This is a genomic window from Rhizobiaceae bacterium, assembly GCA_023953835.1.
Classification (GTDB): Bacteria; Pseudomonadota; Alphaproteobacteria; order Rhizobiales; family Rhizobiaceae; genus Mesorhizobium_G.
This window is the reverse complement of the sequence record JAMLJB010000001.1, coordinates 1,242,958-1,256,942: the sequence shown is the minus strand read 5'-3', so window position 1 is coordinate 1,256,942 and position 13,985 is coordinate 1,242,958. Positions and strand designations below refer to the sequence as shown.

Annotated in this window: 11 protein-coding genes; 7 read left to right on the top strand and 4 right to left on the bottom strand. The window is 58.6% G+C overall.

Annotated elements, in window-relative coordinates:
- Positions 1-74: 74 nt before the first annotated feature.
- From M9924_05840 to M9924_05820, 5 genes are all read left to right on the top strand, one after another.
- Positions 75-623 carry a TRAP transporter small permease gene (locus M9924_05840; protein ID MCO5063923.1) on the top strand — a complete coding sequence of 183 codons (549 nt, stop codon included), beginning with the start codon at positions 75-77 and terminating at the stop codon, positions 621-623.
- 5 nt (positions 624-628) lie between these two features.
- Positions 629-1,945, top strand: coding sequence for a TRAP transporter large permease subunit (locus M9924_05835; GenBank protein ID MCO5063922.1), 1,317 nt, complete (start codon positions 629-631; stop codon positions 1,943-1,945).
- 52 nt (positions 1,946-1,997) lie between these two features.
- Positions 1,998-3,137 (top strand): C4-dicarboxylate TRAP transporter substrate-binding protein, encoded by a 1,140-nt coding sequence (locus tag M9924_05830; GenBank protein ID MCO5063921.1) that lies wholly within the window; start codon positions 1,998-2,000, stop codon positions 3,135-3,137.
- Positions 3,138-3,286: 149 nt separating this feature from the next.
- The gene (locus tag M9924_05825) at positions 3,287-4,918 is read left to right on the top strand and encodes a GMC family oxidoreductase N-terminal domain-containing protein (GenBank protein ID MCO5063920.1); all 1,632 of its coding nucleotides are present in this window, start codon (positions 3,287-3,289) and stop codon (positions 4,916-4,918) included.
- Between the two features lie 10 nt (positions 4,919-4,928).
- Positions 4,929-6,416: an aldehyde dehydrogenase family protein gene (locus tag M9924_05820; protein ID MCO5063919.1), complete on the top strand. Its 1,488-nt coding sequence runs from the start codon at positions 4,929-4,931 to the stop codon at positions 6,414-6,416.
- Positions 6,417-6,717: 301 nt separating this feature from the next.
- Here M9924_05820 and M9924_05815 read toward each other — a convergent pair whose 3' ends face one another.
- Both M9924_05815 and M9924_05810 read right to left on the bottom strand, forming a co-directional pair.
- Positions 6,718-8,160, bottom strand: a complete 1,443-nt coding sequence (locus M9924_05815; GenBank protein ID MCO5063918.1) for a DUF1254 domain-containing protein — start codon at positions 8,158-8,160, stop codon at positions 6,718-6,720.
- A gap of 119 nt (positions 8,161-8,279) precedes the next feature.
- On the bottom strand, positions 8,280-9,917 hold the full coding sequence (locus M9924_05810) for a hypothetical protein (GenBank protein MCO5063917.1): 1,638 nt from the start codon (positions 9,915-9,917) through the stop codon (positions 8,280-8,282).
- A 201-nt stretch (positions 9,918-10,118) separates the two neighbouring features.
- On the opposite strand from M9924_05810, the gene M9924_05805 reads away from it, so the two are divergent.
- Positions 10,119-10,409: a hypothetical protein gene (locus M9924_05805; GenBank protein MCO5063916.1), complete on the top strand. Its 291-nt coding sequence runs from the start codon at positions 10,119-10,121 to the stop codon at positions 10,407-10,409.
- An 18-nt stretch (positions 10,410-10,427) separates the two neighbouring features.
- On the opposite strand, the gene M9924_05800 is transcribed toward M9924_05805, so the two are convergent.
- Entirely contained in the window at positions 10,428-11,468 is a 1,041-nt protein-coding gene (locus tag M9924_05800; GenBank protein ID MCO5063915.1) for a haloacid dehalogenase-like hydrolase, read from the bottom strand.
- A gap of 137 nt (positions 11,469-11,605) precedes the next feature.
- Positions 11,606-13,531, bottom strand: coding sequence for a tetratricopeptide repeat protein (locus M9924_05795; protein ID MCO5063914.1), 1,926 nt, complete (start codon positions 13,529-13,531; stop codon positions 11,606-11,608).
- Between M9924_05795 and M9924_05790 the strand changes: the two genes are divergently transcribed.
- On the top strand, positions 13,475-13,960 hold the full coding sequence (locus tag M9924_05790; GenBank protein MCO5063913.1) for a hypothetical protein: 486 nt from the start codon (positions 13,475-13,477) through the stop codon (positions 13,958-13,960). The genes M9924_05795 and M9924_05790 overlap by 57 nt on opposite strands.
- Positions 13,961-13,985: the final 25 nt, after the last annotated feature.

Genomic DNA, 13,985 nt, shown 5'->3' with positions numbered 1-13,985 from the left:
ATAGCGGGGCACAGCGCAGGCATGCTGCTGCGATCCCTCAAATCTAGACGCCTGTGTCGGGCGAGGGAGGGGCCATGAGCCCATTGGCGACATTCAATCGCCGCGTTGAGCGGGTCCTTCACGCGATGGCGTGGATAAGCGGGGCATTTCTTGTGCTCATGGCCGTCCATGTCTGTGCCGATGTCTTCATGAGAAATGTTTTCAACAAGCCGCTTCCCGGAACACTGGAAATCGTTTCTTCCCACTACATGGTCTACTCCGTATTTCTTCCCCTGCCCTTCGTGGAATGGCACAGGAAGTCGATCGTCGTAGATTTGTTCTTCAACGCCATGCCGCGCGCAATGAAACTTTTCTGCGTGGTCGTCGTCCTTGTTATGATGACCGTCGTATATGCCGGCTTTACCTGGCAGACCTGGGGAGACGCGGTCAAATCTTACCTTCGTGGCGAGTATTTGATGGGCGGAACAGTACAGATCGTGGTCTGGCAGGCTCGATTCATTTTGCCACTCGCATTCGCGACGGCAACCCTCGTTGTGTTTTGGCAGCTTCTTGGCGTCCTGCTCGGATTCGATCGTGAATCATGGCTGGAGCCGATGGATGTCGAAGAGCTGGCACCGGAGTGATTGTTGTGGGTTTGGACAATGTAGAAATCGGCCTGCTCAGCGTGGTCGCTGCGCTAATCCTGATGTTCATCAGGATGCCGATAGGAATTGCGCTGGCTGTCGTCTCGTTCGTGGGCATCGCGATGATCACCGGCATTCGCGCAGCCTGGAGCGTCGCAAGCATCGTTCCCTACAGCTTCGTGGCGACCTGGGAATTCAGCGCGGTTCCGATGTTTCTATTCATGGGATACATCTCCGCCCGCACCGGCATTGCCAACGGGCTGTTTACGGGAATGCGCATCCTGTTTGCGCGAGTGCCGGGCAGCCTCGCTTCGGCATCGGTTGCGGTCAGCGCCGTGTTTGCCGCGTCATCCGGCTCTTCGCTTGCCGCTTCCGCTGGCCTCGCCCGCATCTGCGTCCCTGAAATGCTGAAGGCCGGCTATGACAAGGGCCTCGCGACAGGCACCATTGCCGCTGCCGGCACGCTGGGCTCTCTTATCCCGCCATCCATTCTCATGGTGATTTACGCGCTGTTCACCAGCACGTCGGTCGGCTCGCTTTTCATGGCCGGGTTCCTGCCGGGCGTGCTTACCGCAGCCGCCTTCATCGCGATGATCACAATCAGGGTCATTGTCAGGCCGGAAATCGCTCCACGCGATACGCGACAGTTCACCGCTGCGGAAATATCTGCCGCGAGAAGGGACATCTGGCCGCTGCCGACCCTGATCCTTTGCGTGCTTGGAGGAATCTTCACCGGCATCTTCTCACCCACGGAAGCAGGCGGCGTTGGTACGCTGCTCGCGATTGCGATTGCAGCCGCCCGGCGTTCCATCTCATTGCGGATCATCCTGCACGCGGGCATGGATGCGGCGGTTGGAACGTCCGTCATGCTCATCATCGCCGTGGGCGCCGCGATGTTCGTGCGTCTCATGGGGTTGAGCGACGTCCCCGCCTATTTCTCCAGTGCCATACTGAACATAAGCGATAATACTTATGTCATCCTGTTCCTCATATCGATCATTTTCCTGATCCTTGGGTGCTTCATCGACTCGATCGGCATTATGCTGCTCATGCTTCCGATCCTGATGCCCCTGCTCAAGGAACTGGACATCAATCTCATCTGGTTCGGGATCATCACGATCAAGCTGCTGGAGATCGGGCTCGTAACGCCGCCAGTCGGAATGAACGTCTACGTCGTAAAGACGTCCCTCGGCAATCTGGTCGATCTTCCGACGATCTTTCGCGGCGCGGCCTGGTTCATGCTGACCGACCTCGTGGTCCTGCTGATCCTCGTCATGTTTCCGGCCATATCGCTTGTCCTGCCGACGCTGATGGCGCCGTAGGGACTTTTACCGGGGCAAAATAAAGCAATCAACAAACAGGGAGAGTACTACTATGGCAAGATTTGGAAAACTTGCGTCTGCGTTGCTGATGGCCGCCGCATGCGTCGCGGCGCCATCCGTGGCAGGGGCAACCGACTACACTTTTTCAACTGAACTTGAGCCAAATCATCTGCTTACCAAGAATGCCCATGAGCCTTGGGTGGAGGCGATCCGGAACCGGACCAACGGCGAAGTGAACCTCAAGGTCTATTCGGCGGGCGCGCTATTGCCGCCGAAGGGAACGCTTCAGGGCATCAGCGACGGGGTCGTGCAGGGCGCTTTCGTGTCGGCAGGCTATCTGCCATCCGAAATGCCGCTTTGGAACGTCATTGGCGATATGGGCTTCGTGCATCCCAACGACTGGGTGCTGGCGATGGCTGCGACGGAATTCGGGCTGATGGATCCCGATGGCAGCGACGACTGGAAGAGAAACAACGTCGTCTATCTCGGCACCACTTCCACCCCGATCTACCATTTCCTGTGCGGCAGCGAATTGAAGTCTCTGTCGGATTTCGCCGGCAAGAGGGTTCGCGCACCGGGTGGCGCATGGTCCCGCTTCGTCGAGAGCATCGGCGCCGTGCCGGTCAACATCGGCTCGACGGAAATGTATACCGCCTTCGAGCGCGGCGCGATCGATTGCAGCACCAGCGACGTCACCCACATCACGGGAGGCGCAACCCTCAAGGACGTCATCCGCTCGATCAACATGCTCGACATCGGGCCTTTCTTCTCGCAGGGAACCTGGGTTCTCAACAAGGAGTTCTGGGCCGGACTGACCCCGGACGAACGCGCGATCATCATCGATGAAACCGCGCGCGGGATTGTGCGCGTGCAGATGGCCGCCAAGGCCGCGGTTGACTTCAACCTTCAGGCGGCGAAGGACACGGGCCGCACCACCATCGTCGACCCGAGTGAAGATCTGCAGGCGGCATACAAGAAGTTCGTTGACGGGGGATTGGGCGGACTGTCCGAGATCGCTGCAAAGAACAATGTGCCCAACCATGAACGCGCCCTGAAGAGCCTCGGCGCACTGATGGACAAGTGGGAGGGCCTTCTGGCCAACGTCGACAAGAACGACGAGGAAGCCTTGGTCAAGCTCGTCAAGAGTGAAATCTTCGACAAGCTCGACGTGAATTCCTACGGCATCAACTGATCGACGAACCGTCGGTCACGCCGAAACGATCATGGCAGCAGCCGGCTCCGTAGATAGCAGCGGACCGGCGGGCCTCACGGACAACACAACATGGGGCGGGTGCTCAGCACTGGGCACCCGCACCGCAATTTCGACCAAGGAACAGACGCATGCCAGAGGAGTTCGACTACGTCATAGTGGGGGCAGGAAGCGCGGGCTGCGTTGTGGCCTTGCGATTATCGGAAGCGGGAAAAACCGTGTGCGTCCTCGAGGCTGGTCCGACCGACAAGGACCCCTACATTCAAATTCCCGCTGGCTATGTGAAGAACATCTTCAGCACCACCCGTACCTGGAATTTCCTCAGCGAGGGAATACCCGGATCCGATGGACGGCAGATCAAACTGGTTCAGGGACGGGGCGTCGGCGGTTCGAGCGCGATCAACGGCCTGATCTACAATCGCGGACAGCCGGACGATTTCAACACCTGGGCGCAGAAAGGCAATCCGGGATGGGGCTATGAGGACGTCGTGCCGTATTTCAAGCGCTCCGAGCGGCGCATCGGCAAGGGCGACGCAAGGTATAGGGGCTTCGACGGGCCGCTTACCGTCACGGATGCCCATTCGCGCGATCCGCTATGCGACATGTTCGTCAAGGCCGCGACCAGCCTCGGTTTTCCCTACACGGACGACTATAATGGCGACGGCCAGGAAGGTGTCGGAACCTGGCAGTTCACAATCGACACCACCGGGCGGTGGCTCATTCGACAGAGCGCGGCGCGTGCATTCCTGAAGCCCGCCCTGAAGACCGGCCGGGTTTCATTGCGCGCCAACAGTTCCGCAACAAGGATATTGTTCCGCGACGGCGAGGCGGTCGGCGTGGAATATCGCAAGGGCGGCAAGGGCGGTCCCGTCTCGGAAGTGCGGGCGCGGCGCGAAGTGATCTTGTCGTCGGGTGCCCTGAATTCCCCCCGCCTTCTGCAGATTTCAGGCGTCGGCCCGAAGGAACATCTGCGCTCGCTCGGAGTGGAGGTGATCCGAGATATTCCCGGCGTCGGAGCAAACCTCTCTGACCATTTCCAGTTGCGCGTCGCCACAAAGGTGCGGGGTCTCAGCACGGTCAATGAACGCGGTCGGGGCATTCCGCTGGCGTGGGAAATCGCAAAATGGGCGGCTGGCAGACCGAGCCTGCTCGGCATGGCGCCCACGCTCATGCGTCTGTTTTTCCGCTCCGACCCGGCGCTGGACAATCCCGATCTCCAGATATCCTTCACTCCGGGAAGCTATCAGGAAGGAATACCGGGCCTGCTCGACCGCTATCCCGGTATCACGCTTGGCGGCCATCAGCAGCGACCCGAAAGCCGTGGCTTTGTACGCGCCCGCTCGACGGACATCGACGTCCAGCCGGCAATTCAGCCCAACTATCTGAGCACCGAGGCAGACCAGAAGGCGATCATCCAGATCGTTCGCACCGCGCGGCGCATCCTCCACACACCGACATTCGCCCCCCATGTCGTGGAAGAAGTCTTTCCGGGGTCCTCCGTGCAAAGCGACAGCGAAATCCTCGACTTCGCCCGCAAGCGCGGCGGGACCGTCTACCATCATACCGGGACAGCGCGCATGGGACCGGACGGTGACGCGGGCGCCGTCGTCGATCCGCGCCTCCGAGTGAGGGGCTTGCGCGGCCTGCGTGTCGTCGATGCCTCCATCATGCCCACTCCGATCTCGGGACCGACAAACGCCGCATCGATCATGATCGGTGAAAAAGGCGCGGACCTGATCCTCGAGGATGAGAAAGCCGCCTGAGGTGACTGCAATGGACGAACTGGCAAAGGAATATCTGGCGAACCTTGTGCGGTTCATGGGACCCGCAGGCAAGATTCTCATCAACGGCAGTTGGATCGCGGCAGGGTCTGAAGAACCGATCGACGTCCATAATCCGGCGACGGGCAAGGTCATCGCTCATATCGCTGCGGGTGGAAAGGCGGAGGTCGATCTTGCGGTCAAGGCCGCGAGAGCCGCCTTTGACGAAGGCCCGTGGACGCGGATAACACCAACCGAGCGCAGCCGGTTGATCTGGCGGCTGTCCGACCTGATCGAGGCGAATTCCGAGGAGTTCGCGCTTCTGGAAACGCTCGACAACGGAAAGCCGTTGGGCGCGGCACGCGCCGATGTCGCGACCGCCGTGGGGCATCTGCGCTACAATGCCGGATGGCCAACGAAGCTGACGGGCGACACGATCGCTCCATCGAGCGAAAACGCGCTGCTCATGTACACCTTGCGCGAACCGGTTGGCGTCGCGGGGCTTATCGCCCCGTGGAATTTTCCCCTTGTCAACGCGATCCTCAAGCTTGCGCCTGCCCTCGCGGCGGGCTGCACGGTCGTTCTGAAACCTGCCGAACAGACCTCCCTGACCACCTTGCGTCTGGGGATGCTGATCTGCGAAGCTGGCATTCCCGATGGCGTCGTCAACATCGTCACCGGCTATGGGCGCGAGGCAGGAGCGGCCCTGACGGAACACCCCGGCGTCGACAAGATTTCATTCACCGGCTCGACGCAGGTTGGCCGCAACATACTTCGCGCGGCGGCGGGCGACTTCAAGCGCGTCAGCCTCGAGCTTGGCGGCAAATCGCCGGTCATCATCTTTCCGGACGCCGATCTGGAGCAGGCCATCGAGGGTGCGGCTGCCCGCATATTCGGGAACGCCGGCCAGGTCTGCACCGCCAATTCTCGCCTCTACACGCATCGCGACGTGTTCGACCGGGTTGTGGAGGGTGTGTCGGAACGTGCCGAAAAGATCAAAGTCGGACCGGGATTCGACGCCGGATCGCAGATGGGCCCGGTCATTTCGCGCGAGCAGCGGGACCGCATACTCGGCCATATCGAGGCCGGCGTTTCCGAGGGAGCGACCTTGACGACGGGCGGCCGAGGCATCGGAAGTGAAGGCTATTTCATCGAGCCCACCGTCTTTGTGCAGACGAAGCCGGACATGAGCGTGATGCGCGAGGAAATATTCGGTCCGGTTCTTTGTGCCGCATCTTTCAGCGAAGACGATCTCGACAGCATTGCCCGCGAGGCAAACGACACGGTCTACGGGCTTTCTGCGGCGATCTGGACACGCGACCTCACGACCGCGCATCTGCTTTCCCGGAAACTGAGGGCTGGTTCGATCCGTATAAACGGCGCGGGCAATGACTTCGCGTTGCCGTTCGGAGGCTACAAGCAATCCGGCTTCGGACGCGAAAACGGACGCGAAGGCGTCGAGGCATTCACCGAATTGAAAAGCGTTTCAATAGGCCACTAGAAGAGCGGGCACTATCGTGATTGTTCGCAACGCCGTGGCGCTGCAATCGCCAAATGACCTGTTGAAAACGCCTCCAATTCCGAATGCTTGGTAGCTTTCCGTCGCGGCACTGTTGCTACCTTCGCGCAAATCTCACCGTGAAAGGCACATCGGAAGCGCTTGCTCTGACGCAAGTGCACATTCCCTGCACACTTACCCAGCGATCCCTGATGGTGGAAGACAAATTCCTTGCTCTGCAGTCCCCTTGACGAACTAACAAAACCGGCAAAACCCTCACCCGTGCGCCGCGCCTTGTCAGTACTCAACTCACCTTTCTAACCGGAGGAATTGTCCAAGTTCCATCGATGATCGACGGATTGCTTTCGTTCGGCCAATACAGCCGCATCATCAGGATGAACTTGCCCGGAGGCGCGGGAAGCCAGTTGGACTCCTTGTCGGAACCAGGGGATTCGTGCTGGATCAGCAGATCGATCGAACCATCCGCGTTGGCCTTTAGCGGTTGACGCGCGCTGATCGAATAGCGGTTCAGCGGATTGTCGACAAAGAAGTAATTCTCGTCATACATGGTCAGCGACCAGAAGCCGGAGACGGGTGGAGTGAGATCCTTTTTGAAGGTCAGGACGTATTTTTCGGATCCGTCATATTTTCGGTTGATGATCTCCCCATTGGACTTCTGCGACGTTGGATAGATCGCGTCCTGAGGTCTGTTTGCTCCGAGTCCGACGGCTGTTATGAGCGCCCGCTGGACATAGTTGGTACCGTAGATGCCGGTCTTCATCGTAAAGCCCCAGCCATCAACGTCCTTAATATCGCCATCGCTGAACTTGAAGTGCAACATGATCTTGGCGAAGCCAATTTGCGGGACCCGCTTTGCGAAGGCTGGATCGAACTTCGATTTGTCGAAATCCTTTCCGGGTACGATTCCAATCTGCGCAAGCTTCTCCAGCATCGGCGCATCGGCGTCATACGGTGGATTACGCTTCAGGAGCTCGGCCAGCAGAGTGAAATATTCGACCGCGTCCATCTTGTTGACCTGGTCGCGCACCGCCGTCTTCATATCGATCGACGGGTCTACGTTCCCCGCGGGTGGCGTCCATTCCTTCCCCCATGCGCTCAACGGATACAACTTCACCTGATCCTGAAGCTTGTGAACCTCCGCGTAATCTTCCTGCGTACCCGTGCAGTAGATGCGGCCAAGGAGCCAGACAATGCTGGTCGGTGACTTGTACTGCTTGACGCCCTCCGGCAGCGTTCCTTCCCAGCCGGGGCCGGTTATGGCGTAAGTCTGCGCCTGCGTCCCCGTGGTCCGCTTGCCGGGAACCTCGAAAACGGTGGTCCAGCCATCCAGCATCGGAAATAGTGCGTAGCGATCGTTCATGTCTGGCAAGCTGACGATCCATGGTTCTTCGCCGACGTCGAAAAAAGCCGTCGTGTAAAGCGTGTCCGCATTGGGCGCGGTAACATCCCGGAACTTGGCATCCGGATACTCACGCAATCTGATGAGATGACCCATCGGCGCCCTGGTCCCCTTAGGCTCGGCGACATTGGTGATGACGCGGCGCGTCATCTCCATCGTCACAAGTGGATAGCCATAGGCATAGGCTTCAACGGCAAGACCGAACTCATCGGACCCCTCCATGAGATCCGAGATCAAGCCGTCGGCAAGCGCTGACCCTGAACTGAGCGAGGTTGCGGCGAGCACGCTAGCGGCCCCCAGCGAAACGGTGCGGCGAAGAAGTTTCATCGTACAATCCTCCAGTATCCGACAGGCGTTCTTGCTTTAAGTTGTGCCGGATCGAATGATGATAAGGAACGTAATTAACTGTAGGCTACCAGTAGAGAAGTGCGTGGATCCATTTCGCATCAGTCCTTGATGTCGAGTCCTGCCTTCTTCAGCGATCCAAGAAAAAATTCGACATCGCCCGGGCGCATGAAGCGGAATGACACTTCTTGCCGTGCATTCTGTATGAGTGCTGGCACGTTGGTTTCCAGCCATGCCCGTTCATGAGCGGCCTCAGTCGCATTGCCGCTTTCACCAAATATGGCCGCAGCGATTGCGTGATAGTTCGGATTTCGTACAGCTGGTGCGCGCCTGATCAAGGCTGCAGCCTGCTCATAGTTGCCGGCAAAATACGCGCATAACGCCAGAGCTGTTTCATAGTAGGCTAAGGGACCCGGGTTTCGATCCCGGGCTTCTGCAATCAGCAGACACCCTTCCGACCAGTTTCCCGATTGGGCCAGGCGATAGCCGTATTCACCCATAAGCTCCGTATCATTTGGATTGATGGTCATCGCGCGCTTGCCTACCGCCAGAGCGGCGTCAACATCCTTGGCAAAATAAAGTGCGAACATCTGTGCCTGCAGACCACGGACATTGAACGGATCAAGATCAACCGCGCGCTTTGCCGCAGCGAGCGCCATTTCGATTGCCTTGGAAGATGTATGGGGGTCAAATGGATATCTGAATCGTATCCCGTCTATATAGGCTTGCGACAACAGCCCCCATGCGGTCGCATAGTTCGGGAATTGAGCGACGGCTCGTTCGAGGCAATCGCGCACGCCGGGCAATTGATTCAAATCAGCCTCCGCACGATATGCATAGAAAGACAGGGTGCAAGAGTAGGCTGCCCAATCGTCTGGCGGATTGTCCATGACCAGGGCTGCATCTGCCTTGGAGATGACGCCATAGGCCTGGGCAAGCGTTGTCGCTATGTTGCGTGCCATGTCAGATTGCGCCCGGACAAGCTCTCCGACACTCATCCTGCCGTCATAACTGTTGGCCCACAAAATCGAGTCGTCGTCGCGATTGATCAGCCGCACCCGAAGCCGAAATTCGTCTGCCGCCAGATCGACACTTCCGGCGAGGGCAAAACGTGGCAGAGTAACAGAGCGGTCTGGGCGCACATCGTCGGATTCGACGACGACTACGTCTTTGAACTTTGAAAGCTGGCTGACAATCTCTTGTGAAAGTCCCTTCACAAATGCCGAGGAAGCGTCTGTGCCTGCCAAATCTTCGAAGGATTGCACCAGAAGCCGAGGCCGTTCCGGCTCCCGCTGCTTGGTCCCGGATGGAGGCAACCACCATACAATCAAAGCCGCCAACAGCACCGCTGCAACAAGAGCCGACGCGGCGGCAAGAGCAAGTGTACTACCGCTGTTCGGCCCTGTAGTTACCGACGGAGCCGGCGGTATGGCAGGGCGAACTTCGTGAGACTGACGCGAGAACGTAGGAACATAGCCGCCCTTGGAGATAGTGATGAGTATCGGGTCGGCTCTCCCGGCGGTCAGGTAATAGCGCTCCAATGCCCGCCTCAGATGTCCGGCTTCGATGCGAACAACAGGATCTGATTCTGGATCAAAAGACGCATCCCGACCGAAGACCTCGATCGCAACAGAATAGGCTTTGATGCGAGTACCGCGCCCTGACAGGGTTTCCTCGACGACATAGCTCAGAAAGCGATGCACGCGCTCGGTCGTGTCGAAATCCGGACTGGCGAGCACACGGACGAGTTGAGCGCGGCAATCCGCCGCCGAAACGTTCTCCCTGTCGGTCGACGATTCTGCCTGTCCCAGGGGCCCCTCCCGCCTCGCTCGCGATGCGTATGCGCATCGCGTCTGGGTTCAATCTGGTCACGTAAATTACATACAAATCATAGCCGCGCCAGAAGCACGTGGCTAACCTGCTGATCACAGGATTGTAAGATGAAGGATGCACGGACCAATAGACGAGAATCTTTCTCGGCCGCAATTCGCCGTTTCCCGCATTTCGAACTGGCCATCAGGAGGCTGATCAAAACCGACGAAGTGTTTCGGGAAGTTTGCGAAGAACTTGAGGAGGCAGAACTGGCCCTTTCGTCAACAGACAGGGAGCCCGCTCATTTGCGCGATGTCAGGCGAGTTGAATGGCAAGCACTGGTCGATCGCCTTGTTGGTGAAATTGCGGCAGCAATCCGAGCGGATGCCTCTGCGAGAGCAACACGCAAAGCCCCATAGGTTGGCGCTTGCCAGAAATCATTTGGAATCAAATGAAAAGATTATCTTCCAATCCTTCTGCATGTCGACGACGGTCCAGTGATTGACTGAAGCGGCTTCGAGCGCCTTGTCGAGATGTCCGAAGGATGACTGGCGGTCGTAGGCATATTCACGCTCTGCATCGGTATGATGGACAATAAGGCCGAAGCTGGGACCGGCTCCCATCGTCGTCCATTGCAACATCTCCAGGTCGCCGTCGGAATTGCCGAACGCAGCAATCGGCCTCATACCTATGTGCTCGTTGATCCCGACCGGCTTTCCCGGACCATCATTGACAAAATTGACTTCGGGCAGGCGGAAGAGCGTGGGAACGCCATCGCGCATCGTGAACTTGGTCTTGATGGAAGATCCGATCACCTGGTCGGAGGGCACCCCGTAGATTTGTTCGCTCCAGGGGCGCATGAACTCGATGCCTCCTCCTGATACAATGAATGTCTTGAAGCCCTTGGATCGCAGAAAGGCCAGCAGCTCAATCATCGGCTGGTATACCAGTTCGGTATAGGGACGATTGAAGCGCGGGTCTCTGGCTTCACTCAGCCATGTCGTAACGATGGTTTCGAATTGCGCGACCGTCATCCCGGCATGCGTTGCCATGACGAGGTCGAGCAATCCCTTTTCCCCGCTCGCTGCCAATGCCTTGAAATCGCCTTCCAGCGCCGCCTTGAAGGGCTGTGTTGTCTTCCACTCCGGATGAGAGTCTGCCGCCTGCTTGACACGGGCCAGGGCGAACGCGAGTTGGGTATACATCGGCTGTTCCACCCAGAGCGTTCCGTCATTGTCAAAAACGGCAATGCGCTCCGCCTCGGGCACGAATTCGCTCGAACTCGGATTTGTGACCTGTTCTACGAAGTCGATGATGGCGGCCTTCGGCCCACTGTCATTCCATGATGCGAGTGGCTCATCTGCTGCAATCGCGGAGCCTAATAGCCCTCCTGAGGCGGCAAGCGCAGGAAGCAAGGCGGCCGCCGAAAGCAATGAACGTCGATTGAGATGGAGCGAGGTGGTGCTGTCAGCTTTCATGTGTCAGGTGCTCCGATCGAACTGTTCGCCCGCTTGTCGCCATTTCGCTTCGATATTTCCAACACTAGCTGCGGGCGGTACGACCAGACTAGGTACGAACATGTTCCAACCATCCGTTTCGTGAGTTGGGGCCTCGATCACGGAAGCGTAGCAAGCGCCTCGAGTTTGGGCGGAAGACGCAGGTTGGGATAGGCGCGCTTCAGTTCCCGCACGGTTTCACGGCTTCCGACCAGATCTCCGAGGGCGAGTTGATGGGATGCGTGCAGGATCATCACTTCGGGTTGCTGCGGATTCGATAGGCGCAAGCGTCCGATCTCCATCCCGGCCGCTTGCAGATCGCCAGTCTGGAGCAGCGCATATGCAAGATTGATGCGGGTATGCAGATCATCTGGTACGACCTCAAGGAGATCGCGAAGCACCGGGATTGCATCGGGAAGGCGTCCTTGACTGAGCAGTAGTTGAGCGAGCGCGCCGCCGACATCGGCGCTCGCCGGATTTTGCGTATAGGCGGCATTAAGGATCGCAATTGCCTCGGCGTTGTCGCCGAGCGCACCTGCAATCCGCGCCCGCGTCAGCCAGACCTGCACCAATTGGGGATCCATAAACACAGCCTCGGCGAAGGCCTCCTGCGCAGCGACCCAATTCCCACTCGCCACTGCAAGTCCGCCGATGGCCATCTGGCCCTCGGGGAAATCAGACTTTGCGGTCATAGACGCGCGCATCTCCTGAAGTGCGGCGTCGAGACCGGAACGAGTTTCCATCGGCAGGTCGTCCGGCTTGATGGAAGCCATTTCGAGCGCGGCGGCAATTCTCACAGTGGCGACCGGGTCCTTGAGCAGTGGCATCAATATGCGCACCCGTTCGGGTCCGGGCACCGAACGCCACAGTCGCGGAGCCTTTGAACGGACGAGTTCACTGCTGTCGGTCAAAAGCCTGGACAAGGGCTCCAGCATGGCCGGGTCGACCTGGTCGCCCATGTCGTCCAATGCGCTGGCACGTACGACGTCTGGCTTTCTGGTGTCCTGCGCCAAAGTTGCCAGTTCGGAAAGCCGCTCGCTGCTCAGGCCTTTCTGTAGAACATCGGAAAACAGCAACGCGGTGGAATGGTCGGACGGCGCACGGTCGGGCGACCAAGAGTGGATTGCGGATGCCCCCCATTCGGCAGTTTTGTCGGTGTGGCAGGTCCCGCATGCGTCCGGCGAACCTATCAGTTTCGAAAGCTCCGGATCTGGAATCCGGAAGAAATGGTCACGCCGTCCGTCCACGGTCATATATTTGCGCTCGGGCATGTGGCAGTTCACGCATTGCGCACCGGGCGTGCCTTCCGTGTGATGATGGTGTTGGGGAGAATCGTATTTCTTCGAGACGAGCGAAGGAAATTCGGCGCGGCCCGACTCGTTGTGGCATTGCGTGCATATTGCGTTGCCTTCGGCCAGTGTCCGACCCGAATGCGGATCATGGCAGTTGGAACACGTGACCCCTTTCTCATGCATTTTCGATTGCAGGAACGAACCTAGTATATAGACCTCCTGGTACTGCTGACCGTCGGCGAAATAGAGGCCGCCGAGCGGGGTCAAGGCGTAGTGGTCAGAGAAGTGGTCGCCCGGCAAGGTGCTGTCTGCGCCGAGTGGATCGCGACGCGAGTGACACGGGCCGCACATATCCTGTTCGATCGACTGCCTGCTGTTCGACTGTGGCTTCAATAAACCGTTCGGGAGGAGACCGGTCCACTGACGCTGGGGCTTCTTCTGTGCCCATGCGACGTGTGTCCCACCCGGGCCATGGCATGCCTCGCAACCCACCGTCAGTTCCGACCATGTACTCTGATAGCTATGGGTTTCCTGCTTATAGTTCTTGCGAAAGTCGGTCTGATGGCAGACCGCGCATCGCGCCTGCCAATTTTTGTAGAAGCCTGTCCAGTGAAGGCCGTTTCCCGCAGTCGCGTCCTGATCGGGATAGAGATGGTACCAACGCCCGGCGACAGTGTCCCAGGCGATATCGAGCGCTTGAAGCCTGCCGCCGGGAAGTTCGACCAGATACTGCTGAAGCGGCTCGACCCCCACGACATAGCGTATCTTGAATTGGTCGAGTCGACCGTCTGGCCCATCGGTTTCAACGACGTAAGCGTCGCCATCGCGGAAGAACCTCGAGACGACACCCTTATGTTCGAAACGGACATCGTTGAAATTGCCGAGTACATTTTCCGGCGCAGGCTCGCGCAATGCCCATCCGTGATGCGAGCCCGACCAAGTGTGCATCTCCGCCTGATGGCAGGTTCCGCATTGTTGGGACCCGACATAGTCTGGCGCGTCCATGGCGCGTGCGCCTGTCGCCAGACCGAACATCGCAAGAAAGAGAACCGTCAGGAAATAGTGCATCGTGCTGACCTGGCTGGCCCTCTATCAAGCAAACGACTTCATGTTCTCTCGCCTTGGCTGAACGGTGAGGTTGCTAAACTGGGCGTGACTGCTGTTCTGCGGGTCGATCCCTGAAACGGGCGGGCGACCGGAATTGGTT

Bases quoted from the DNA above. Each gene is read 5' to 3' on its own strand.
- M9924_05815 (MCO5063918.1), bottom strand. From the start codon at position 8,160: ATGAAACTTCTTCGCCGCACCGTTTCGCTGGGGGCCGCTAGCGTGCTC.
- M9924_05825 (MCO5063920.1), top strand. From the start codon at position 3,287: ATGCCAGAGGAGTTCGACTACGTCATAGTGGGGGCAGGAAGCGCGGGC.
- M9924_05830 (MCO5063921.1), top strand. From the start codon at position 1,998: ATGGCAAGATTTGGAAAACTTGCGTCTGCGTTGCTGATGGCCGCCGCA.
- M9924_05800 (MCO5063915.1), bottom strand. From the start codon at position 11,468: ATGAAAGCTGACAGCACCACCTCGCTCCATCTCAATCGACGTTCATTG.
- M9924_05820 (MCO5063919.1), top strand. From the start codon at position 4,929: ATGGACGAACTGGCAAAGGAATATCTGGCGAACCTTGTGCGGTTCATG.
- M9924_05805 (MCO5063916.1), top strand. From the start codon at position 10,119: ATGAAGGATGCACGGACCAATAGACGAGAATCTTTCTCGGCCGCAATT.
- M9924_05840 (MCO5063923.1), top strand. From the start codon at position 75: ATGAGCCCATTGGCGACATTCAATCGCCGCGTTGAGCGGGTCCTTCAC.